Source organism: Streptomyces boetiae (genome assembly GCF_031845405.1).
GTDB lineage: Bacteria > Actinomycetota > Actinomycetes > Streptomycetales > Streptomycetaceae > Streptomyces > Streptomyces boetiae.
On sequence record NZ_JAVREN010000020.1, the window covers coordinates 14,779 to 35,677 of the forward strand.

The following is a 20,899-nucleotide window of genomic DNA, read 5'->3' on the forward strand; positions in this document are numbered from 1 at the left end:
CCGTGGACCGCACCCCGCGCCGGCCGGCCGCCGGCCCCACGCCCCCGCCCGGGCGCCCCCGCTTCCGGGACCCCTCCCCGCGCCGCTCGCTCGCGCTCTTCCGCGCCTTCCTGCGCGAGCAGCAGGACCCCGAGAGCTGCTACCGGCTCCTCGCGCGGGACGCCGCCGACCAACTGGAGGCGTACGGCGGCCCGCTGGCCGGCCGGGTCGTCGTGGACATCGGCGGCGGACCCGGCTGGTTCACCCGGGAGTTCCGCGCCCGGGGCGCCGAGGCCTACCTCTTCGAGCCCGACGCGGCCGAGCTGGGGAACGCCCCCGGGCCGGGGGCCGTGCTCGCCGACGGGTACCTGCTGCCGCTGGCCGACGGCTGCGCCGACATCAGCTTCTCCTCCAACGTCCTGGAGCACGTGGCGGACCCGGCGACCTTCCTCAGCGAGCAGGTCCGGGTCACCCGGCCCGGCGGGCTGATCTACGTGTCGTTCACCAACTGGTACTCCCCCTGGGGCGGGCACGAGTGGGCCCCCTGGCACTACCTCGGGGCGGACCGCGCCCGCGCCCGCTACCAGCGGCGCACCGGCCGCCCGGCCAAGCACCGGCTCGGCGAGAACCTCTTCGCGGTGCACGTCGGCGCGACGCTGCGGCAGGTCCGCGCCCGCGACGACGTCGAGATCCTCGCCGCGCGCTCCCGCTACGCCCCCTTTCTCGCCGGAGCGATCCCCCGGATCCCGCTGCTGCGCGAGGTCATCACCTGGAACCTCCTCCTCATCCTCAGGCGGTGCGCATGACCACCAGCACAGTGCAGGCCCCACCACCGGCCCCGGCCGTACCCGCGACGGGCGCCCCGGAGCCGTCCCGGGCCCCGCGGCCGGTGCGGTGGGTCCTGGGCTTCTGGGCGGCGGCGTTCACCGCCTTCGTCGCGGCCTCGCCAGGACGCCAGACCTTCGACTCCAAGCTGGGCGTGACCACCGACCCCTGGGGGTTCCTGGCCGGCCTCGGCTCGCTGTGGCAGGACGAGGGCGGCTTCGGCGGGCTGACCAACCAGTACACCGGCTACGCCTTCCCGATGCTGCCCTTCCACGCCCTCGCGCACGCCGCGCAGCTCCCGGTGTGGCTGGCCGAACGCCTGTGGCTCTCGCTCGTGGTGACCGCCGCGTTCTGGGGGGCGCTGCGCCTGGCCGAGCGGCTGGGCGTGGGCAGCCCGGCGAGCCGGCTGCTGGGCTCGGCCGCCTACGCCCTGTGGCCCGTCCTCACCATCGTGGTGGGGTCCACCTCGGCCGCCGCGCTGCCCGGCGCGGTGCTGCCCTGGGTGCTGCTGCCGCTGGCCCGCGCCGACCTCGCCCCGCGCACCGCGGCGCTGCGCTCGGCCCTGGTGATCCCGTTCATGGGCGGCGTCAACGCCGTCTCCACGCTGGCCGCCCTGCTGCCCGTCGGCCTGTACGTCCTCTCCCGCCCGGCCGGCCCGCGGCGCCGGGGCCTGATCACCTGGTGGTTCCCCGGCGCGCTGCTGGCCACCCTGTGGTGGATCCTGCCGCTGCTGCTGCTCGGCGCCTACGGCGAGAACTTCCTGGCCTACGTCGAGTCCTCGGACACCACCACCGGGACGATGTCGGCCACCGAGGCGCTGCGCGGCGCCGGGAACTGGGTGGCCTACCTCAACTTCGGCGAGGCGTGGCTGCCCGCCGGCTGGACGGTGGCCTCCGCCTGGCTCGCCGTGCTCGGCTCGGCGCTGGCCGCCGCGCTCGGCCTCGGCGGGCTGGCGCGGCGCGACCTGCCGGAACGCCGCTGGCTGGTGCTGACCGCGCTGACCGTCGCGCTGGTCACGCTGGCGGGTTACGACGGCTCGCTGGGCGGGCCGTTCCACTCGCCCGTGCGGGAATGGCTGGACGGGCCGCTGGCGCCCTTCCGCAACGTCTACAAGTTCCAGCCGGGCCTGGCGCTGGCGCTGGCCCTCGGGCTGGCGCACCTCGTCGCCCGGGCGGCGGCCGGCCGGGCCCCGCGGACCGAAGCCGCGTTCCACGCCGGCGCCACCCCGCACCCCGGCGCCGGACGCGGCCGGGCGGCCCGGCGGTGGCTGCCCGTGGCCGCGGCCCTGCTGGTGCTGCCCGGCCTCGCGCTGCCCTACCTCAACGGCAACGTCCTCCAGCCCGGCTCGTTCTCCTCGCTGCCGCAGTACTGGCGCGCGACGGCCGACTGGCTGGAGGAGAACTCGCCGGAGTCCCGCGCGCTGGTCGTACCGGCCACCTCCCACGGCCTCTACACCTGGGGCTCGCCGATCGACCAGCCGCTGGACGTGCTCGCCGAATCGCCGTGGGCCCAGCGGGACTTCGTCCCCTTCGGCCAGCCCGGCAACCGGCGGGCCATGGACGCCGTCGAGCAGGCGCTCCAGACCGGCAGCCAGGTCCCGGGCCTGCGGGACTACCTGGCCCGCGCGGGCCTGCACTACGTCGTCGTCCGCAACGACCTGGACCCCGACCAGATCGGCCACGTGCCCGCCACCACCGTCACGCGCACCCTGGAGGAGTCCGGCTACGAGCGCGTCACCGGCTTCGGCCCGCTGCTGACGGCGGGGCGCATCGCCGACGACAACCCGCTCCAGGTCGAGGGCCTCTACCCCCGGCAGCGTTCCGTGGAGATCTACGCCCCCGAGGGCGTGCCCCAGCCGGGCCGCGCCCGGCTGCTGCCCGTGGCCGAGACCATGGCCGTCTCCGGCGGTCCCGAGGCCCTGCTGCCGCTGTCCGCGGACCCGGAGCTGGGCGACCGCCCGGCTGTGCTCACCGGCGACGCACACCCCGGCCTCGACACGCCCGCCCTCCAGGTCCTCGGCGACGGCCTGCGCCGCGCCGACACCCGCTTCGGGCTGGTCAACTCGAACACCTCGCACACCTACACGCCCGAGGAGCGCAACGCCCCCGAGGCGGCCCAGGACCCGGGCGAGGAGCCGCACCAGATCCTGCCCACGGACGGCGTCGAGCACCAGACCGTGGCCCGGCTGACCGGGGCCGACTCCGTCACCGCCTCGACCAGCGGCAACTGGCTCTTCCACCTGCCCCAGTACGACCCCGTCAACGCCTTCGACGGCGACCCGGCCACCGCCTGGGCCGAGGGCTCGGCCGCCTCGCCCGCCGGCGAGTGGCTGCGGATCGGCTTCGAGGGGAGGACGGACGTTCCCGGGACCCTCTCCGTCACGCCGCTGCCCGGCGACGCGGCCCGCCCGGCGCCGGTCCGGGTCCGCGTCGAGACGGAGAACGGCGCGGTCACCAGCCACCTGCGGCCCGACGGCAGCACCCAGCAGATCAGGGCCGAGGCCGGCCCGAGCCGCTGGCTGCGGATCACCATCCTGGAGGTGGAGGGCGCCCACGCCGGGGTCGGCGGGGCCGGCTTCGCCGAGGTCGGCATCCCGGGCGTGCGCGTCTCCCGCGTGCTGACGCTGCCGGAGGACGCTGCCGGCTCCGGGGCGGAGAGCGAGACCGTCTCGCTGCACCGCACCTCCACCGCCGGCGGCCTGGCCCCGGCCGACGCCGAGGCGGACCTGTCCCGCGCCTTCACCACCCCGAACGCCGGCCCGCGGACCGTCAGCGCCCAGGCCGTTCCGGTGCCCGGCGAGGAGCTGGACGAACTCCTCTACGCCGTCGCCCCCGACCAGCGGCGCCGCCTCGTGGCGACCGCCGACTCCACCTCGCGGACCGGCGACGTCAGCCCGCGCAACGTCACCGACGGGGACCTGACCACGGCCTGGATCGCGGGCGACCGCCCCGTCATCCACCTGAGCTGGCCCGGCGAGACGGAGATCTCCGAGATCGTGTTCGCCGCGGCCGGCGGGCTGTCGGCCCGGCCCACCGCGGTGGAGGTCAGCTCCCCGGACGGCGCCGCCGTCGCCCAGGTCGACGACAACGGCCTGGCGCGGTTCAACCCGATCACCACCGACCGGCTCGACATCACCATCACCGAGACCGAGCAGCTCACCGTGCACAACCCGCTCGCCGACGAGCGGCTCCAGCTCCCCGCGGGCGTGGCGGAGGTCTACCTCCCCGCCCTGGAGGACCTGCGCACCCCCCAGCCGGAGCCGGACCGCTTCTTCGGCCTGCCCTGCGGCCAGGGCCCCGCCCTCACCGTGGACGGCACCGCCCACCCCACCAGCGTGCGCGGCACCGTCGCCGACCTCATCGAGCGGCGGCCCGTCGAGGTGACCCTCTGCCAGGGCGGCGAGGAGAACCCGGAACTCGCGCTGGCCGCCGGCGAGCACCGCGTCGAGGCCGCCGGAGCCGGACCCCTGGCCCTCACCGACGTTCGCCTCACCCTGGGCAACCCGGACGCGGAGGCCGCCCCGGCCCCCGCCCGCACGGTCGAGGTGACGGACGGCGAGGGCGAGAGCCGCCGCCTCGACGTCGGCGCGGGCGAGGCGTCCTACCTGACCATCTTCGAGAACGCCAACGACGGCTGGCGCGCCGAGCTCGACGGCGAGCCGCTCACCGCGCTGCGGCTGGACGGCTGGCAGCAGGCGTGGCTGATTCCCGAGGGCCAGGGAGGTACGGTCTCCCTCACCTACGAACCCGGCGGCACCTACCGCGCCGGGCTCGCCGCCGGGGCGCTGGCCCTCCTGGTCCTGGCCGCGCTCGCGCTGTGGCGGCCCCGGGCGGGCTCGTCGCAGCCGGAGCAGCCGGAGCCACCGGCGCCGGGCGCGGTCCTCGGCACCCTCGCGCTCACCCTCGTCGGCGTGGCCGTGGCCGGGCCGCTCGCCCTCCTCGTCCCCGCGCTGGCCCTGGTCGCCCGCTGGCGCCCGGCGGTCCTGGCGCCCCTGGCCCTCCTGGCCATGGCCGCCGCCGGGGCGATCGCCCTCACCGGGGCCGGCGACCCGGTGGGCGCCGGCCGGGGCGCCTTCGGCCCGGCCGCCCAACTTCTCGCCTTGACCGCCCTGTTCGCCGCGCTGGTCTCCGTCGGCGGGCGCGGCGGGCCGCGTGGCCGCCGGGCCCGGGGATCGGGGCCGGGGCAGGCGCCGCCGCCCCCGGGGAGCCGGCCGGCGGACACCGCGCCGCTGCCCCGGTACGCCCCCGGCCGGGAGGCGCGATGACCACGGCGCGCCCCGCCTCGTCCCCGGCCGCCGCGCCCGCGGCGGCCGGGGGGCGGCGGCCCTTCCCGCTGGTGGACGAGATCTCCCGGCACGTCCGGGACGAGCGGGAGCCGGAGACGGTGCACATCGAGGTGCACCTGCCCGGCACGCTCGACCCGGAGCGGCTGCGCGCGGCGTTCCACGAGGCGCTGCGGCGGCACCCGGGGGTCCTGGTACGGGAGGCGCCCGGGCCCTGGTACCGGCTGCGGTACGAGTGGGAGCCGGCCGGCGGACCCGACGCCGACCCCCTGGAGTTCCCCGCCTCCCGGGACCTGGCTGAGGCCAGGGCCCGGGCCGTCGCGGAGATTCCGCCGCTGAGCGCCGCGCCGCCCGTGCGGATGGCGGTCGTGCGGCCGGGCGGCGCGGAGCCCGGCACCTCGGAGCCCGGCGCCGTCCTGTTCCTCACGGTGAACCACACCGCCCTGGACGGCCCCGCGTGCCTGCGGATCCTCCAGACCGCCGCGGACCTCTACCGCGGCGGCGACGCGGCGCCGCAGGACGTTGCTTCCTCCGCCCCGGCCGCCCCGGCCGTCCGGGAGTTCGCGCCCGAGCCCCGTCCCCGTCAGGCCGGGCAGGCGGGGAACGCCGGGCCGACCGGGAACACCGGGAATGCCGCCGCCCGTCCGCGCCCGCCCGCCGTCCCGGCCTGGCGGCGGCCGGCCCGCGTCGCCCGCGGCACCCCCGACCCCGCTCCCGGCAGGCCTCGCGGCAACGGCATCCGGATCGCCGAGGTCCCGGTGCCCGGCCGCCCCCCGGGCGCCCCCTGGACGGTCAACGACCAGCTCCTCGTCGCCGCCGCGCGCGCGATCGCGGAGTGGAACGCGGCGCGCGGCGCCCGGCCCCGGCCGTTGCGCGTCACCATGCCGATCGACGACCGCGACCCCGGCCCCGCCATGCCCATCGGCAACGGCACCCGCCTGGTGGAGGTCCCCTTCCGCCCGGAGGAGCTGACGGCCTGGGACACCCCGCGCCTGCTGCGGGCCACGGCCGCCCGCACCCGGGCGCTGAAGGCCCTGGGCCGCCCCCAGCTCGGCCCGGGGACCGCGCTGCTGACGGCCCCCTACGCCCCTGTCGCCTGGCGGGCGGCGCTCACCCGCGGGCTGCGCCGGGCCGCCGCGCCGTGGATCTCCACGGTCCTGGTCAGCAACCTCGGCCGCATTCCCCACCCGCTCGACTTCGGCCCGGCGGGCAGGCCGGGGGCGATCTGGTTCTCCGCCCCCGCCCGCATGCCCCGGGGCCTGGCCCTCACCGCCTCCTCGGTCCGCGGCCGTCTGCACCTGGTCCTGCGCTGGTCGACGGCGCTGCTCGGGGCCCGCGACGGCGCCGAGCTGCTGGACGCGGTCGTCGCGCACCTGGCCGCCCTCGACGCGGCGGCCCTGAACGCCGCCGCCCTGGGCCGGGGGAAGCCGTGAGCGCCGGCCACCGGTCCGGCGCGCCCGGCACCCCCCGCGCGCCGCGTTCCGCCCAGGGCCCGCCGCGCGCCGCGAGGACCTGAGCGGTGTGGTGGGGAGTCGCCGCCGCGCTGCTGGCCAACGCCCTCTACAGCGCCGGCTTCGTCCTGGAGAAGCGGGCGCTGGCCGCCCTGCCCCCGGTGAGCGTCCGCCGCCCGCTGCTCCTGATCCGCCACCTCCTGCGCAGCCCCCAGTGGTGCTGGGGCGCGCTCGCCCTCGGCGCGGGCTTCGCCGCCCAGCTCGTGGTCTACCGCACGCTGCCCGTCGCGGCTGCCCAGGCCGTGCTGGTCTCCGGCCTGGTGCTGCTCCTGCTGGTGTCGCCGGTGCTGCTGGGCGAGCGCGTCAGCGGCCGGGAGCTGCGCGCGACCGGCGGCATCCTGCTCGCCCTGCTGCTGGTCGTCCTCTCCCTGCGCGAGGACGGCACGGAACCCGGCACCACCGCCCCGGCGTCCCTGATCCTGCTGATCTGCGTCCCCTCCCTGGCGGCGGGGCTGTGGACGTTCGGCTCGGCCGAGCGGCGCACCCGCCGCCGCCACCGCCCGCCGACCGAGGGGGTGGGCTTCGCGGCGGGGATCGGCCTGATCTACGGGGTCAGCTCCCTGGCGATCAAGGGCATCTCCGGCCTGCTGCCCGAGCTCGCGGCCGGCCCGGCCGCCGCCCCCGCGCGGCTGCTGACCACCCCGTATCCCTATCTGCTGCTGTGCACCGGCGCGTGCGGGCTCGTCCTGTCGCAGGCCGCGCTGCAACGCTGCCGCGCCACGCTGATCGTCCCCGTCTGCACCACCGTCTCCTCCGTCTTCACGGCCCTCCTCGGCACCCTCGCCTTCCGCGAGTCGCTGCCGGCCCAACCCCTCGCCCTGACCTGCCGGCTGGGCGGCGCGGCCCTCGCCGTGCTCGTCCTGCTCTCCCTGGCCACCCAGGAGCGCCGCCCGGCGGACGCGTCCCCGACCCGACAGGAGCCGACCGCTCGTGAACCCCTCCGACGCCCCGTCCCTGAGCCCTGACGACCCGCGGCTCGGCCTGCTGGTCTGCCCCCTCGACAAGGGCCCGCTGCACCTGGTGACCGAGAACGCCCCCGGTGGCGGCCCCGCAGCCCCCCGGCAGGTCCTCTACAACCCGCGCCTGCGCCGCCGTTACCCCGTGCGCGGCGGCGTTCCCCACCTGCTGCCGTCCGCGGGCGACCAGGTCGGCGCGGGCGAACACGCCGCCCTGCTAAGCCAGTTGACCGGCTGACCGGCTGACCGGCTGACCGGCCCACGCCCGGCAGACGACCGCACCCGCCCCGCGGGACCCCCGGGGCGGGTGAACGGAACGCGGAGCGGCGTCCGGGCGCCCGCGTCAGCCGGCCGTGGCGGCGTCCCACAGGGCGCAGTGGTGGGCGGCCGGCAGGCCGGTCGTCGGCGCGTTGCCGCCCGCGGAGGCGGTGCGCAGGCGCAGGACCTCGCCCGGCCGGGCGCTCTGCTCGGGCATGGCGGGCTGCCCGGCGGCGCGCGGCGGGGAGCCGTGGACGAACGACCCCCAGTAGGCCGTCATCTGCGCGGCGAGCCGGCGCTGCTCGTCGTTGAAGTCCGCCTCCAGGCCGTACGGATTGAACAGGTAGTTCAGCTCGGCGGCGTGCGTGGCGCCGAAGTCGAAGTCGGCGTCCTGGGGGAGCGAGGCGAAGAGCGGCGAGGTGCGGTCGGCGAACTCGTAGGCGTAGACCGGTCCGCGCCCGGCCAGCAGCGGGTTGAGGCGCAGGGCCGGGCAGGCGAAGAGGCGGTCGCCGAAGGCGGCGGCGTAGGCGTAGGCCGGGCGTTCGTAGGCGCTGAGCGGGTACTCCTCCAGGGCGCGGGCGCCGGCCTCCTCGCCGAAGGCGTCGACGAGGGCCCGCGGGTAGCCCTCGGCCGTCAGCGGGCGGCCCCAGCGGTCGAAGCTGTCGTAGGCGAAGACCAGGCCCTCGTCGCTGTTCGCGCCGTTCATGACGGGCACGCGGGAGGCGCGGCCCGAGGCGAAGGCGGCGGCGGGCTGAACGGGCAGCTCCCGGCCGCCGACGGTGTAGTCCCAGCCGCGGCCCTGGGCGTTGAGGATGTCCTCGGCGGGCCTGCGGCGCAGGCAGTCGGCCGCGCGCGCCGGGTCGGTGCAGCCGAGGCGGGCGGCGAAGGCGAGGCCGTCCGCGACGGCCTCCTCGCGGGGGCGGCCCGCGCAGTCGTCGTAGGCGCCGCTCATGACGATCGCCGCGCGGAACAGGCCCCGGCTGCCCGGGGAGGCGAGCTGGTTGCAGACGGCCGAGCCGCCGGCCGACTCCCCGGCGATCGTCACCCGGTCGCGGTCGCCGCCGAAGGCGCGGATGTTCTCCTGGACCCAGCGCAACGCCTGCTGCTGGTCGAGCAGCGCGAAGTTGCCGCTGGTGCCGGGCAGGGTGAGGAACCCCATCGCGCCGAGGCGGTAGTTGAGGGTGACGACGACCGTGTCGGTGCGGCGGGCGAACGCGTCGGGAACGATGTCGCGCCCCGCGCCGCCGACGTTCGCCCCGCCGTGGATCCAGACCAGGACGGGGAGCCGGCCCTGTCCGCGCGCGGCGGCCGGCGGGGTGTAGACGTTGACGTCCAGGCAGTCCTCGGTGGTGCGCTGCTCCTCGTGGCCCGGGGCCCAGTAGGTGTTCTGCGCGCAGGAGTTGCCGTAGGCGGTGGCGTCCCGCACCCCGCGCCAGTCCTGGGCCGGGCGGGGAGCGCGCCAGCGCAGCTCGCCCTCGGCGGGGCGGGCGTAGGGAATGCCCAGGAACTGCCGCCCCTCGGCGGTAGCCTGGCCGCGCACCGGGCCGTTCTCGGTGCGGACGACGAGGGACTGCCCACCGTGGTGCGGCCCGTGGGCCTGGGCGGACAGCGGAGCGAGGAGTGAGGCGGCGAGGGCGAGGGGCAGTGCGAGGCGGCGCGCGAGGCGCCGGGGTCTCGGCAGGAGGGACATGGGGTCTCCCGAGGGGCTGGGGCGTGCCTGGAACCACGCCTGGCCGTCGGAGCATAGGTGACTTGTGTCATAGGTGCCTAGTGCTCTGCACACCCTCGTGTCCCGCGCGGCGAAGCGAGAGGCGGAGATGAGGTTCGAGCACGTGCTGCTCGGTTTCGTGGCGATGCGCCCGTGCACCGGCTACGACCTGAAGCGCTGGCTGGACAGCGAGATGGGCCGGATGATCCGGCTGCGCACGCAGCAGAGCCAGATCTACCGGACGCTGCGGCGGATGTCCGAGGACGGCTGGCTGAGCTGCGCCGTCGAGCGCAACGAGGGCCGTCCCGACGCCAAGGTCTACCGCGTCACCGAGGCCGGCGAGGCGGTCCTGATGGCCCGCCTCGCCGAGCCCTACAGCCCGCCGCCCGACTTCGGCGAGCCCGAGTTCCTGATCCGCTACACCTTCGCGATCTTTCTGCCCCGCGCGGAGCAGATCGCCCTGGTGCGGACCGAACTGGAGGCCCGCCGGGCCCAGGTGGAGCGCTTCCGCGCCCGCGACATCCGCCCGGAGCCCTGGCTGCCGCGCGTGGACCCCGCCCGGATGGGCCGGATCCTGGACCACGTGCACCAGTACAAGGAGCGCGCGCTGGCCACGCACGTCCGCTGGCTGGAGGAGGTCCTGGCCGAGCTGACGGCCTGAGCGCGTGGGCCGCGGGTGGACAGCTCTCCGACCGGCTCGCGCGGCCCGCGGTCGCGCGGCTCGCGCCCGGCGGAAACGACCGCACCCGGGCCGTCATGGACGCCGTGCTCGGCGGCCTGCGGACCGGGTGCGGACAGGACGACTCTGCGGCCAAGGAAGTCGCAGGTCAGACCTCGTGAGGGCGGGTCACGCCTTCTTGGTCTCCCAGAAGATCTTGTCGATCTGGGCGATGTAGTCGAGCGCCTTCTGGCCCGTGGCCGGGTCGGTGGACGCCTTGGCGGCGCTGAGCGCCTTCAGGGTGTCGTTGACCAGCTGGTGCAGCTCGGGGAAGCGCTCGAAGTGCGGGGGCTTGAAGTAGTCGCTCCACAGCACCGAGACGTGGTGCTTGGCGAGCTCGGCCCGCTGCTCCTTGATGGTGGTGGCGCGGGCGCGGTAGTGCGGGTCGTCGTTGGCCTGGTACTTCTCCTGGATGGCCTTGACGGATTCGGCCTCGATGCGGGCCTGGGCGGGGTCGTAGACGCCGCACGGGAGGTCGCAGTGGGCGCTGACCTTCACCTTCGGGGCGAACAGGCGGGAGAGCATGAAGCTGTCCTTCCTCGTGATCGTCTTCTCTGCGGTGACATTACTCCGTGCAGGGCGGGTTTTCTCGGCCGACCCGGGCCCTCCGGCCGGGCTTAGGCCAAAAGTCCAATGCCCCGGTGGGCCCGATGACCGACCATGACGGACGGCGCGCGGACGGTGTGCGGACGGCGCGAGGAGTGCGGAGGAGGCGCTGTGAGGCTGGGCCTGGCGGAGGTGTACAACCCCTCGATGCTGCCCACGCTGCGGCCCGGGGATCAGCTGCTGCTGAGCTACGGGGCGCGGGTGCGGCCCGGGGACGTGGTCGTGGTGCGCCACCCTTTCCAGCACGACCTGCTGATCGTCAAGCGGGCCGCCCGGCGGCGGGCCGGGGGCTGGTGGGTGATCGGGGACAACCCCGGGGTGACGAACGACAGCCGCGAGTTCGGCGTCGTCCCGGACGGCCTCGTGGTGGCGCGGGCCCTGCTGCGGCTGCGGCCGCCGCGCCGGGGGCCTCAGGCGCCGGGACGGCCCGTGGCCTCGGCGGTGGCCTCGGCGCTGGGCTGGGCCGGGTCGGCGGTCCGCCCGCTGAGGGTGCGCTCGCGGCGCTCCTGGCGCTTGCGGGCGCGGTAGGCGGCGACGTTCGCGCGGGTCGCGCAGCGGTCCGAGCAGTACCGCTTGGAGCGATTCGTCGATGTGTCGATATAGGCGTTCCGGCAGGGAGTTGCCTCGCAGACGCCGAGCCGGTCCACGCCCAGGTCGGTGAGCTGGAACGCCAGGCCCATGCAGGCGATGGCGGCGTACCCGGCGGTGGCGGAGGCCGGGTTCTCGGCCAGGTGCAGGTGCCAGCGGGGGCGTCCGCGCTCGTCCAGGTAGTCGTGGCCCGAGATCTGGGGGCTGGCGGGGTATTCGAGCAGCAGCGCGTTGAGCAGGTCCACCGCCCGCAGCTCGTCCCCCTCGGCCGCGGCCGTGAAGACCGCCCGCAGGCGCGTGCGCACGCCCCGCAGGCGCGCCACGTCGGACTCGGCCGCCCGCCGGGCCGCGTGCTGGGCCCCGCCGAACAGCGCGCGGACGGCGTCCACCGAGGTCAGGGCGTCCGTTCCGCGCAGCGGCTCCTCGGTGTTCACCAGACGAACGGCGAAGTCCGAGTAATAGGTGAGTTCCACTGGTGTTCCTTACGCGAGCGGCCTAGAGTACCCAGCGTACTGGTAAGGGGTGCTCTTTACGGGCGTCTCTTACCGCTGGCGTCGGGACGAGGGAGAGACGGCCGTGGCCGAGTGGCAGGAGTGGCAGGAGAGCTGGGACCGGCAGCAGGAGTGGTACATGCCGGACCGCGAGGACCGCTTCCGGGCGATGCTGGACGCGGTGGAGGCGCTGGTCGGGGACAAGCCGCGGGTGCTGGACCTGGCCTGCGGCACGGGCAGCATCACGGCGCGGCTGCTGCGGCGCTTCCCCGGGGCGAGCAGCACGGGCGTGGACCTGGACCCGGCGCTGCTGACGATCGCGCGCGGGACGTTCGCGGGGGACGAGCGGGTGTCCTTCGTGACGGCGGACCTGAAAGACCCGCGCTGGGCGGCGGGCCTGCCGCACCGGGACTACGACGCGGTGCTGACCTCCACGGCGCTGCACTGGCTGGACGAGGAGTCCCTGCGCATCCTCTACGGGACGCTGGCCGGCGTGGTCCGCCCCGGCGGCGTCTTCGTCAACGCCGACCACATGCCGGACGAGCACACCCCGCTGATCAGCTCGGCCGAGCGGGCCTACCAGGAGGCGCGGCGGGCCCGCGAGAAGGCCGCGGGGCGGCAGGACTGGGCGGAGTGGTGGGGCGAGGTGGCCCGCGCGCCGGAGCTGGCGCGGCAGGCGGAGGAGCGCTTCCGCATCTTCGGCGACCCCCGCGCGGCGACGGACCACGGCGACGGCCTGGCCCGCTCCCTCGACTGGCACGTGACCACGCTGCGCGCGGCGGGCTTCACGGAGGCCCGCACGGCGTGGGCCTCGCTGACGGACGCTGCGGTGCTCGCGCTGCGCTAGGCGTTTCGGGCGCGTGTGTGCTCGTCCTCGCCGGGCAGGCGCTGGCCCTCGCCGGGCCGGGCCCGGCCCGCGGCGGCCGTCGCGGGCAGCGTCAACGCGTGGGGGCGATGGCCGGGCGGCATGCCAACGGCCGGGCCGGGTGCTCGGGAGGCCGGCCGCGCCGGGGACGGGCGTTCCCCGGGGCCGAGTCCTGCGGCCCGGGGCATCACGGGCGCGTCCGGGGTCTGGCTGGTCGCGGACCAACGGCCGGGGCGGGCGCGGGCCTGCGGTGGCGGGCCGGCGCAGCTCGACGGCCGTGGCCGGGCGTTCGGGGCGACGGGCACGCCGTGGGCGGCGTTGCCCGACGGCCGGGCGGGTGCGGGCGTTCCGCGACGGCCCGCTCGGGCGGGCGTTGGCCAACGGCGGTGGCCAGGGCGGGCGTTGCCCAACGGCCCCCGCCGGTGGGGCGCCAGGCCCAGTCCGGGGCGCGCCGGAGGGCGTACCCGGAGGTTGCCCGGTCGTGGGGGTGTGCGGCCTCCACGACCGGGCGGTCCCGCGCCGGGGTCAGGCGCGGGCGACTCCCTCGCTGCGGGCCGCCTCCGCGACGGCCGCTGCCACCGTGGGGGCGACGCGCTCGTCGAAGGGGGAGGGGATGACCCGCGACGGGGTCAGCTCGTCGGCCACGACCGCGGCCAGGGCCTCGGCCGCGGCCAGCTTCATGCCCTCGGTGATCCGGGTCGCCCGGACCTGGAGGGCCCCGGCGAAGATGCCGGGGAAGGCCAGGACGTTGTTGATCTGGTTGGGGAAGTCGCTGCGGCCGGTGGCCACCACGGCCGCGTAGCGGGCCGCGACCTCGGGGTGGATCTCCGGGTCGGGGTTGGCCATGGCGAAGATGAACGCGCCGGGCGCCATCTTGGCCACCGCCGGCTCCGGCACCGTGCCGCCGCTGACGCCGACGAACACGTCCGCGCCGTCCAGCGCGCTCTCCAGCGAGCCGGTCAGGCCGCCGCGGTTGGTGATCGTCGCCACCTCGCGCTTGACGTCCGTCAGGTCCTCGCGGTCGGCGGAGACGATGCCCTTGCGGTCGCAGACCACCACGTCGCCGATGCCCGCGCCCAGCAGGATCTTGGCGATGGCCACGCCGGCCGCGCCGGCGCCGGAGATCACCGTGCGCAGGTCGCCCAGCGAACGGCCGGTCAGCCGCGCGGAGTTGCGCAGCGCGGCCAGGGTGACCACGGCCGTTCCGTGCTGGTCGTCGTGGAAGACGGGGATGTTCACGCGCTCCTGGAGCTTGCGCTCGATCTCGAAGCAGCGCGGCGCCGAGATGTCCTCCAGGTTGATCCCGCCGAAGGAGGGGGCGAGGCGCGCGATCGTCTCGACGATCTCGTCGGGGTCGCGGCAGTCCAGCGCCACCGGGACCGCGTCCACGCCGCCGAACTGCTTGAAGAGGATGGCCTTCCCCTCCATGACCGGCAGCGAGGCCTCGGGGCCGATGTCCCCGAGGCCAAGCACCGCGCTGCCGTCCGTGACCACGGCGACGACCTGGGACTTCCAGGTGTACTCGTGGACGAGTTCGGGCTGCTCGGCGATGGCCTCGCAGACGCGGGCCACGCCGGGCGTGTAGGCCAGGGACAGGTCGTCGGCGTCGCGCACGGGCACGGTGGCGCGGACGGCCATCTTGCCTCCGCGGTGCAGCGCGAACGCCGGGTCGAGCCCCGGATCGCTCAGCTCATTACTCGGATTGACGATCTCCGATGACACTTTGGTTGACCCCTTTTTTCGCAGCACTGTCGAGGGTGACCGCTTCCCGGTCGGGAAGCGGGCGGGCACCGCGTCCGCACGGGTGGGCTGCGGACGCCGGACGTGTCGCACACAACGTCCAGGTCCCCGGGTGAGGGGTGTAACGGTTCGTTCTACCTGATCGGGCGCTCCAGCACGAGCGGATTCGGTGGACGGGCGGTGAACGGGCTTCCCGCCCGGCGCCGGTCGCGCACGGGAAGTGGCCTGGAATGGGGCTACCCGACCAGCTCACGGGCTAAGGAGCCCTCCGGTGAGGCGTGACGCATCTCTCAGGCCCCCGGCGCCGGGGGAGCACCGCGCGGGGTGTCCGCTTCGACCCCCTTTCGCCGCACCGCACTTGCGGCGGTCGGCGGCCTCCCCCGGTGATCGGTACCCCGTGTCCGTTATCCGATCTTGACGTTCGGGGCGCTCGATGCTGCGGTACCGGATGGCAGGATGCCGTCCATCGAATCTCTGTCCACACCTCTGAGCCCAGTCGTGACACGGGTCAACGCGCGAAGATGCGCGGCCGGCCCGCTCGGCTTCCCGCCCCCCAGGAGGAGCACGCCATGACCGCCAGGACCACCCGCCGCTCCCGCCGCCTCGCCGCGGCCGGCGCGCTCGCCGCCGCGGCGGCGCTGCTGCTCGGCGCCTGTGGAGACCAGACCGACGAGGGCGGGGAGGGCGGTGGGGGCGGCACTGCCGAGGGCGCCCGCGGCGGCGACCCCTCAGCGCCGCTGTACGACCGGCTGCCCGAGGACATCCAGCGGGCGGGCGAGATCGCCGTCGGCTCGGACATCGCGTACGCGCCGATCGAGTTCTACAACGACCAGGACGAGGTGGACGGGATCGATCCGGCCGTCGCGGAGGCCCTGGGCGAGGTGCTGGGCGTGGAGTTCACCTTCCACAACGGCACCTTCGACCAGCTGATCGTCGGCATGAACAGCGACCGCCACGACATCGTGATGTCCGCGATGACCGACACCGCCGAGCGTCAGCAGGGGGCCAGCGAGGACGCCGGGGGCGGCGGCGCCGACTTCGTCAACTACTTCCGGGCCGGGTCCGCGATCCTCGTCGAGGCGGGAAACCCCGAGGGCATCGAGTCCCTGGACGACCTGTGCGGCCTGACCGTCGCCGCCCAGCAGGGCACCGCCAACGAGACGCTGGTCACCGAGCAGCAGGAGGCGTGCGACGAGCCGATCGAGCCGCTGATCAGCGACGTGGACACCGACTCCATCACCGCCCTCCAGACCGGCCGCGCCCAGGCCGTGATCACCGACTACCCGGTGGCGCTCTACAACGCGGAGACCGCGAGCGGCGGCGACCTGTTCGACGTGACCGGCGACCAGATCGACGCGGCGCCCTACGGGATCGCGGTGCCCAAGGACGAGCCCGAGCTGCGCGACGCGCTGCAGGCGGCCGTTCAGGAGATCATCGACAACGGCACCTACGGCGAGATCCTGGCCGAGTGGGGCGCCGAGGCGGGCGCGATCACCGAGGCCACTGTCAACGCGGGCGAGTGACGGCCGGTGGCTGACCTGGAGAAGACGCCGGGCGGTCCCGCCGGCGCCCCCGCGGCGCCGGGCGGGCCCCCGCCCGAGGCGATCCGCGCCGTCCCGGTGCGGCACTACGGCCGCTGGGTCGGCGCGGCCGTGGTCCTGGCCCTCCTCGGCCTGCTGGTGTGGGCGTTCGCGAACGCCGAGATCTCCTGGGAGGTGGTCGGGGATCACCTCACCTACGACACCATCCTGGAGGGCGCGGGCAAGACCCTGTGGATCACCCTGCTGTCCATGGTGATCGGGGTGGTGCTCGGCCTGACGCTGGCGGTGATGCGGCTCTCGCGCAACCCGGTGCTGGCGGGCACGGCCTGGGGCTACATCTGGTTCTTCCGCGGCACGCCGGTGCTGGTGCAGCTCTTCCTCTGGTACAACCTCGCCCTCGTCTTCGACACCCTCGACGTGGGCTTCTACCGGGACGAGATGAACGACGTGATGACGCCGTTCCTCGCCGCACTGCTGGGCCTGGGGCTGAACGAGGCCGCCTACATGGCGGAGATCGCGCGGGCCGGCATCCTCTCGGTGGACGAGGGCCAGACCGAGGCCGCGCACGCGCTGGGCATGAGCGGCGCGAAGACGATGCGGCGGATCGTGCTGCCGCAGGCGATGCGGGTCATCGTGCCGCCGACCGGCAACGAGTTCATCAACATGCTGAAGACCTCCTCGCTGGTCTACGTCATCAACTACACCGAGCTGTTCCGCGCGCAGGACATCATCAGCTCCCGCAACCTCGCGGTGATGGAGCTGCTGATGGTGGCGACCGCCTGGTACCTGGTCCTGACCACCGTCTTCAGCATCGGCCAGTACTACCTGGAGCGGTACTACGCGCGTGGCTCGCAGCGCGCGCTGCCCCCCACGCCCTGGCAGCGGGTGCGGGCGCAGCTCACCTCGGTCCGGGCCGGGGGGCGGGTGCCCGCCGTCGGCGAGGTGCGGAAGGAGCGTTCGCGATGAGCGAGGACGTGATGGTGCGGGCCGAGCGCGTGCACAAGTCGTTCGGCCTGGTGCCCGTCCTGAAGGGCGTCGACCTGACCGTGCGCACCGGCGAGGTCTTCTGCATCGTGGGGCCCTCGGGCTCGGGGAAGTCGACGTTCCTGCGGTGCATCAACCACCTGGAGAAGATCAACGCCGGGCGCCTGTGGGTGGACGGCCGGCTGGTGGGCTACCGGCAGAAGGGCGCCAAGCTCTACGAGATGAAGGAGCGCGAGGTCGCCGCCCAGCGCCGCGACATCGGGATGGTCTTCCAGCGCTTCAACCTCTTCCCGCACATGACCGCGGCGGAGAACGTCATGGAGGCGCCCGTCCAGGTCAAGGGCGTGCGCCGGGCCGAGGCCCGCGAGCGGGCGCAGGCGCTGCTGGCCCGCGTCGGCCTGGGCGACCGGGCGGAGGCCTATCCCTCGCAGCTCTCCGGCGGGCAGCAGCAGCGGGTGGCCATCGCCCGCGCGCTGGCCATGGAGCCCAAGCTGATGCTCTTCGACGAGCCGACCTCGGCGCTCGACCCCGAGCTGGTGGGCGACGTGCTGGACGTGATGCGGCGGCTCGCCGAGGACGGCATGACCATGATCGTCGTCACCCACGAGATGGGCTTCGCCCGGGAGGCCGGGGACTCCCTCGTCTTCATGGACGGCGGCGTGGTGGTCGAGTCCGGGAACCCGCGCGAGGTGCTGGGCAACCCGCGGCACGAGCGCACCCGGGCGTTTCTGTCCAAGGTGCTCTGAGGCGCATTCGGGGTGGGCCGGGCCCGTCCTAGAGGGCCGCCGCCGAGCGGCGGTAGGCGGCCGGGGTGATGCCGTAGCAGCGGACGAACCAGCGGTGGAGGTGGCTCTGGTCGGCGAAGCCGGCCGTGGCCGCCGCCTCCGAGGGGGGCAGGCCGCGGGCGAGCAGGCGGCGCGCGGTCCGCAGACGCAGCAGCCGCTGGTAGTCGCTGGGCGCCATGCCGTAGGTGGCGCGGAAGGCCCGGTAGAGGGCGAAGCGGCTGCACCCGGCCGCCGCGGCCAGCGCGGCGGCGCTCACCTCCCCGCCGCCCGCGTCCGCGAGCAGGTCCCGGGCCCGCCGGGCCGCGGCGCGGCCGGCCCCCGGGCCGGTGCGGGGCGGGGCGCCGGTGGCGCCGCGGCGGACCAGCGCGGTGACGGCGGCCGACAGCCGCTCGTCGCGGACCAGCGGGCCCGCGCCGTTGGCGAGCGCGTGGTGGAGCCGCAGCACCGCCTCGCGCAGCACCGGGTCGGTGCGCACCGGCACGTCGAAGAGCGGCAGCGGCGCCGCCGAGCCCGGCGCGCCGGCGGCGTCGGCCAGCGCCTCGCGCACGACCGCCGGGCCCAGGTGCACGATCCGGTACCGGAAGCCGTGCGCGGCGGCCGAGCAGCCGTCGTGGGGGTCGTCCGGGTTGAACGCCATCACCATCCCGGCGCCGCTGGTGTGCGCCGCGCCCCGGCAGGTGAACTGCTGGGCGCCGGTCTCGGTGACGGCGAAGGAGTACGCGTCGTGGCTGTGCGGGGCGAAGACGTGCCGGGTGAAGTGGGCGCGCATCGCCTCGACCGGGCGCGCGGGGTCCCGCCAGTACTCCGCCCAGTCCCTGCCGCCCCCATCCCCCGGGTTCCCCTCGCCGTGCCGCACCGTTCCAGTGTGCCCCGCCACCGGCGTTGCCCCGCCCGCACCAGCGTTCAAGACGGCGGGCGGGGACGCGGCGAGGATCACCGCATGCGTTTCGAGAACAAGATCGCCATCGCCGTCCGCGAGGACCTGGCCGCCTGGCAGAAGCTGAACGTCACGGCCTTCCTGGCCTCGGGCCTGGCCCACGCCGCGCCCGGCCTGATGGGGGAGCCCTACCGGGACGCCTCGGACAACGCCTACCTGCCGCTGCTCGGGCAGCCCGTGCTGGTGTACGCGGCCGGTGCCGAGGACCTGGCGCGGGTGCGGGCCCGCGCGCTGGACCGGGGGCTGGCGACGGCCGTGTACACGGAGGAGATGTTCGCAACCGGCCACGACGAGGCCAACCGCGCGGCCGTGCGCGCCGCGGAGGCCGGGAAGCTCGCGCTGGTGGGGCTCGGTCTGTTCGGGCCGCGCAACGCGGTGGACCGGGCGGCCAAGGGGCTGGCGTTGCACGGCTGACGCTCCCGGCGCCGGTGGCCCTCCCGGCGCCGGCGGCCTCTCAGGGCCCGGGGGAGCGCAGCCACGCCTCCAGCGGGGTGTCCTCGCCGCCGCGCGGGGCGAGCTGGCCGGCCTTGGCCCAGCCCCAGGACTGGAGGGCGGCGCGCGCCGGGGCGTTTCCCGGGGGCACCAGGGCCAGCGCGGGGACGGTCCTGACCCGGTCCAGTAGCTGCTGCTGGAGCCGGGTCGCCAGGCCCTCGCGGCGCCGCCGGGGCGCGACGACCAGGCCCGCGACGACGAAGACCTGCCGAGCGGTCTGCTCGGCCACCTCGGTCGGCACCTCGGCGAAACGCTCCCACCACGCCCCGCCCCGGTCCGCGCGGTGCCCCCAGGCGGCCCCGGCCAGGGCCGGGTCCCCGGCCACGACCATCGTGAACTCCGGCTGCTGCGCGTCGCGGTCCACCAGCGCGCGCAGGAACGCCGCGCGGTCCTGGCCCGGCTCTCCCCGGAGCGCCGCCACGTACAGATCGGCGATGTCCTCGCGTTCGGTCTCGGCCTGCCACCTGGTCAGCCGCCGCAGGAATACTGTGCCCATGCCAACCTCCCCACCTCGTGTGTCCATCGTCGCAGCGCGCGGGCGGATCTGGAACGAGCAGGCGGCCGGGACTAGCGTGGACGCATGTTTGCTGCCTATGCCACGCGCTTCGATGCCGAACAGCCGCTGAACGGGCTGGAGCTGGGCGACCGCCCCGAGCCGGTCGTGCCCCCGGACTGGACGGTCGTCGACGTCCGGGCCGCCTCGCTCAACCACCACGACCTGTGGACGCTCCGGGGCGTCGGCCTCGGGCAGGAGGCCCTGCCGATGATCCTGGGCTGCGACGCCGCGGGCGTGGACGCCGACGGCAACGAGGTCGTGGTCCACTCCGTCATCGGCGCGACCGGACACGGCGTCGGCGCGGACGAGCGGCGCACGCTGCTGACCGAGAAGTACCAGGGCACATTCGCCCAGCGGGTGGCCGTGCCGCGCTGGAACGTCCTGCCGAAGCCGAAGGAGCTGTCCTTCGAGGAGGCGGCCTGCCTGCCCACCGCCTGGCTGACGGCCTACCGGATGCTGTTCACCAACGCCGCGGTGCGGCCCGGGGACAGCGTGCTGGTGCAGGGCGCGGGCGGCGGCGTGGCCACGGCCGCCATCGTGCTCGGCGCGGCGGCCGGGCTGCGGGTCTTCGTCACCAGCCGGGACGAGGCCAAGCGCAAGCGGGCCCTGGAGCTGGGCGCGGAGGGCGCCTTCGAGGCGGGCGCGCGCCTGCCGCGGCGGATGGACGCGGTCATCGAGACCGTCGGCGCCGCCACCTGGCAGCACTCGGTGAGGTCCCTGCGGCCGGGCGGGACCCTGGTGATCTCCGGGGCCACCTCGGGCCAGGCCCCGAAGTCGGCCGAGCTGAACCGCATCTTCTTCCTGGAGCTGAGGGTCGTCGGCTCCACCATGGGCAGCAAGGAGGAGCTTGCCTCCCTCCTGAGCTTCTGCACGGCCACCGGCGTGCGCCCCCTGATCGACACGGTCCTGCCCCTGGAGCGGGCCCGCGAGGGCTTCACCCGCCTGGCCCACGGCGACATCTTCGGCAAGATCGTCTTCACCCCCTGAGCGGCCCAGGCGGAACGCCACCGCTGACGGACGCCGGGAACGTCCCGGGCGACGGGCGGCGGGCGGGGCCGTGCACCGGCGCGCTGCCGG

The 20,899-nt window shown here is 75.6% G+C and carries 19 protein-coding genes; 13 read left to right on the plus strand and 6 right to left on the minus strand.

Annotation, left to right across the window (positions count from 1 at the left end):
* Window positions 1-2 precede the first annotated feature (2 nt).
* The 5 genes from RM780_RS15125 (at window position 3) to RM780_RS15145 (ending at window position 7,791) form a co-directional block, all read left to right on the plus strand.
* Entirely contained in the window at window positions 3-785 is a 783-nt protein-coding gene (locus RM780_RS15125; protein WP_394812986.1) for a class I SAM-dependent methyltransferase, read from the plus strand.
* Window positions 782-5,068 (plus strand): alpha-(1->3)-arabinofuranosyltransferase domain-containing protein, encoded by a 4,287-nt coding sequence (locus RM780_RS15130; protein ID WP_311631233.1) that lies wholly within the window; start codon window positions 782-784, stop codon window positions 5,066-5,068. The genes RM780_RS15125 and RM780_RS15130 overlap by 4 nt, the downstream gene beginning before the upstream one ends.
* Window positions 5,065-6,519, plus strand: a complete 1,455-nt coding sequence (locus RM780_RS15135; protein WP_311631234.1) for a condensation protein — start codon at window positions 5,065-5,067, stop codon at window positions 6,517-6,519. Before RM780_RS15130 ends, RM780_RS15135 begins: the two co-directional genes overlap by 4 nt.
* Window positions 6,520-6,605: 86 nt before the next feature.
* Window positions 6,606-7,562 (plus strand): hypothetical protein, encoded by a 957-nt coding sequence (locus RM780_RS15140; protein WP_311631235.1) that lies wholly within the window; start codon window positions 6,606-6,608, stop codon window positions 7,560-7,562.
* Window positions 7,552-7,791: a Trm112 family protein gene (locus RM780_RS15145; protein WP_311631295.1), complete on the plus strand. Its 240-nt coding sequence runs from the start codon at window positions 7,552-7,554 to the stop codon at window positions 7,789-7,791. Before RM780_RS15140 ends, RM780_RS15145 begins: the two co-directional genes overlap by 11 nt.
* A gap of 105 nt (window positions 7,792-7,896) precedes the next feature.
* Here the strand turns inward: RM780_RS15145 and RM780_RS15150 are convergent, their stop codons facing one another.
* A complete protein-coding gene (locus RM780_RS15150; RefSeq protein ID WP_311631236.1) occupies window positions 7,897-9,501 on the minus strand; it encodes a carboxylesterase/lipase family protein in 1,605 nt (534 codons plus the stop codon).
* A 127-nt stretch (window positions 9,502-9,628) separates the two neighbouring features.
* Between RM780_RS15150 and RM780_RS15155 the strand changes: the two genes are divergently transcribed.
* Window positions 9,629-10,180, plus strand: a complete 552-nt coding sequence (locus RM780_RS15155) for a PadR family transcriptional regulator (protein ID WP_311631237.1) — start codon at window positions 9,629-9,631, stop codon at window positions 10,178-10,180.
* 186 nt (window positions 10,181-10,366) lie between these two features.
* Here the strand turns inward: RM780_RS15155 and sodN are convergent, their stop codons facing one another.
* Window positions 10,367-10,762 (minus strand): superoxide dismutase, Ni, encoded by a 396-nt coding sequence (sodN, locus tag RM780_RS15160; protein ID WP_311631238.1) that lies wholly within the window; start codon window positions 10,760-10,762, stop codon window positions 10,367-10,369.
* Window positions 10,763-10,897: 135 nt separating this feature from the next.
* On the opposite strand from sodN, the gene sodX reads away from it, so the two are divergent.
* Window positions 10,898-11,371 (plus strand): nickel-type superoxide dismutase maturation protease, encoded by a 474-nt coding sequence (gene sodX, locus RM780_RS15165; RefSeq protein WP_394812980.1) that lies wholly within the window; start codon window positions 10,898-10,900, stop codon window positions 11,369-11,371.
* On the opposite strand, the gene RM780_RS15170 is transcribed toward sodX, so the two are convergent.
* Window positions 11,254-11,904 (minus strand): CGNR zinc finger domain-containing protein, encoded by a 651-nt coding sequence (locus tag RM780_RS15170; protein WP_311631240.1) that lies wholly within the window; start codon window positions 11,902-11,904, stop codon window positions 11,254-11,256. The genes sodX and RM780_RS15170 overlap by 118 nt on opposite strands.
* A 157-nt stretch (window positions 11,905-12,061) precedes the next feature.
* Here RM780_RS15170 and RM780_RS15175 point away from each other — a divergent pair, with 157 nt between their 5' ends.
* A complete protein-coding gene (locus RM780_RS15175; protein ID WP_311631296.1) occupies window positions 12,062-12,769 on the plus strand; it encodes a class I SAM-dependent methyltransferase in 708 nt (235 codons plus the stop codon).
* A 543-nt stretch (window positions 12,770-13,312) separates the two neighbouring features.
* Here RM780_RS15175 and RM780_RS15180 read toward each other — a convergent pair.
* Window positions 13,313-14,509 (minus strand): NAD(P)-dependent malic enzyme, encoded by a 1,197-nt coding sequence (locus RM780_RS15180; protein WP_311631241.1) that lies wholly within the window; start codon window positions 14,507-14,509, stop codon window positions 13,313-13,315.
* Window positions 14,510-15,096: 587 nt separating this feature from the next.
* On the opposite strand from RM780_RS15180, the gene RM780_RS15185 reads away from it, so the two are divergent.
* From RM780_RS15185 to RM780_RS15195, 3 genes are read left to right on the plus strand one after another with little or no spacing between them, the layout of a single operon-like run.
* Window positions 15,097-16,050: an ABC transporter substrate-binding protein gene (locus RM780_RS15185; RefSeq protein ID WP_311631242.1), complete on the plus strand. Its 954-nt coding sequence runs from the start codon at window positions 15,097-15,099 to the stop codon at window positions 16,048-16,050.
* 6 nt (window positions 16,051-16,056) lie between these two features.
* Complete coding sequence (locus tag RM780_RS15190; protein ID WP_394812981.1) at window positions 16,057-17,034, plus strand: amino acid ABC transporter permease; 978 nt, start codon at window positions 16,057-16,059, stop codon at window positions 17,032-17,034.
* Window positions 17,031-17,798, plus strand: coding sequence for an amino acid ABC transporter ATP-binding protein (locus tag RM780_RS15195; protein ID WP_311631243.1), 768 nt, complete (start codon window positions 17,031-17,033; stop codon window positions 17,796-17,798). The genes RM780_RS15190 and RM780_RS15195 overlap by 4 nt, the downstream gene beginning before the upstream one ends.
* 28 nt (window positions 17,799-17,826) lie before the next feature.
* Here the strand turns inward: RM780_RS15195 and RM780_RS15200 are convergent, their stop codons facing one another.
* On the minus strand, window positions 17,827-18,606 hold the full coding sequence (locus tag RM780_RS15200; protein WP_311631298.1) for an AraC family transcriptional regulator: 780 nt from the start codon (window positions 18,604-18,606) through the stop codon (window positions 17,827-17,829).
* A 171-nt stretch (window positions 18,607-18,777) separates the two neighbouring features.
* On the opposite strand from RM780_RS15200, the gene RM780_RS15205 reads away from it, so the two are divergent.
* Window positions 18,778-19,188 carry a DUF2000 domain-containing protein gene (locus RM780_RS15205; protein WP_311631244.1) on the plus strand — a complete coding sequence of 137 codons (411 nt, stop codon included), beginning with the start codon at window positions 18,778-18,780 and terminating at the stop codon, window positions 19,186-19,188.
* 40 nt (window positions 19,189-19,228) lie between these two features.
* Here RM780_RS15205 and RM780_RS15210 read toward each other — a convergent pair whose 3' ends face one another.
* Window positions 19,229-19,762, minus strand: coding sequence for a GNAT family N-acetyltransferase (locus tag RM780_RS15210; RefSeq protein WP_311631245.1), 534 nt, complete (start codon window positions 19,760-19,762; stop codon window positions 19,229-19,231).
* An 84-nt stretch (window positions 19,763-19,846) separates the two neighbouring features.
* Here RM780_RS15210 and RM780_RS15215 point away from each other — a divergent pair, with 84 nt between their 5' ends.
* Window positions 19,847-20,809, plus strand: a complete 963-nt coding sequence (locus RM780_RS15215; RefSeq protein WP_311631246.1) for a zinc-binding dehydrogenase — start codon at window positions 19,847-19,849, stop codon at window positions 20,807-20,809.
* The last annotated feature ends 90 nt before the right edge of the window (window positions 20,810-20,899 follow it).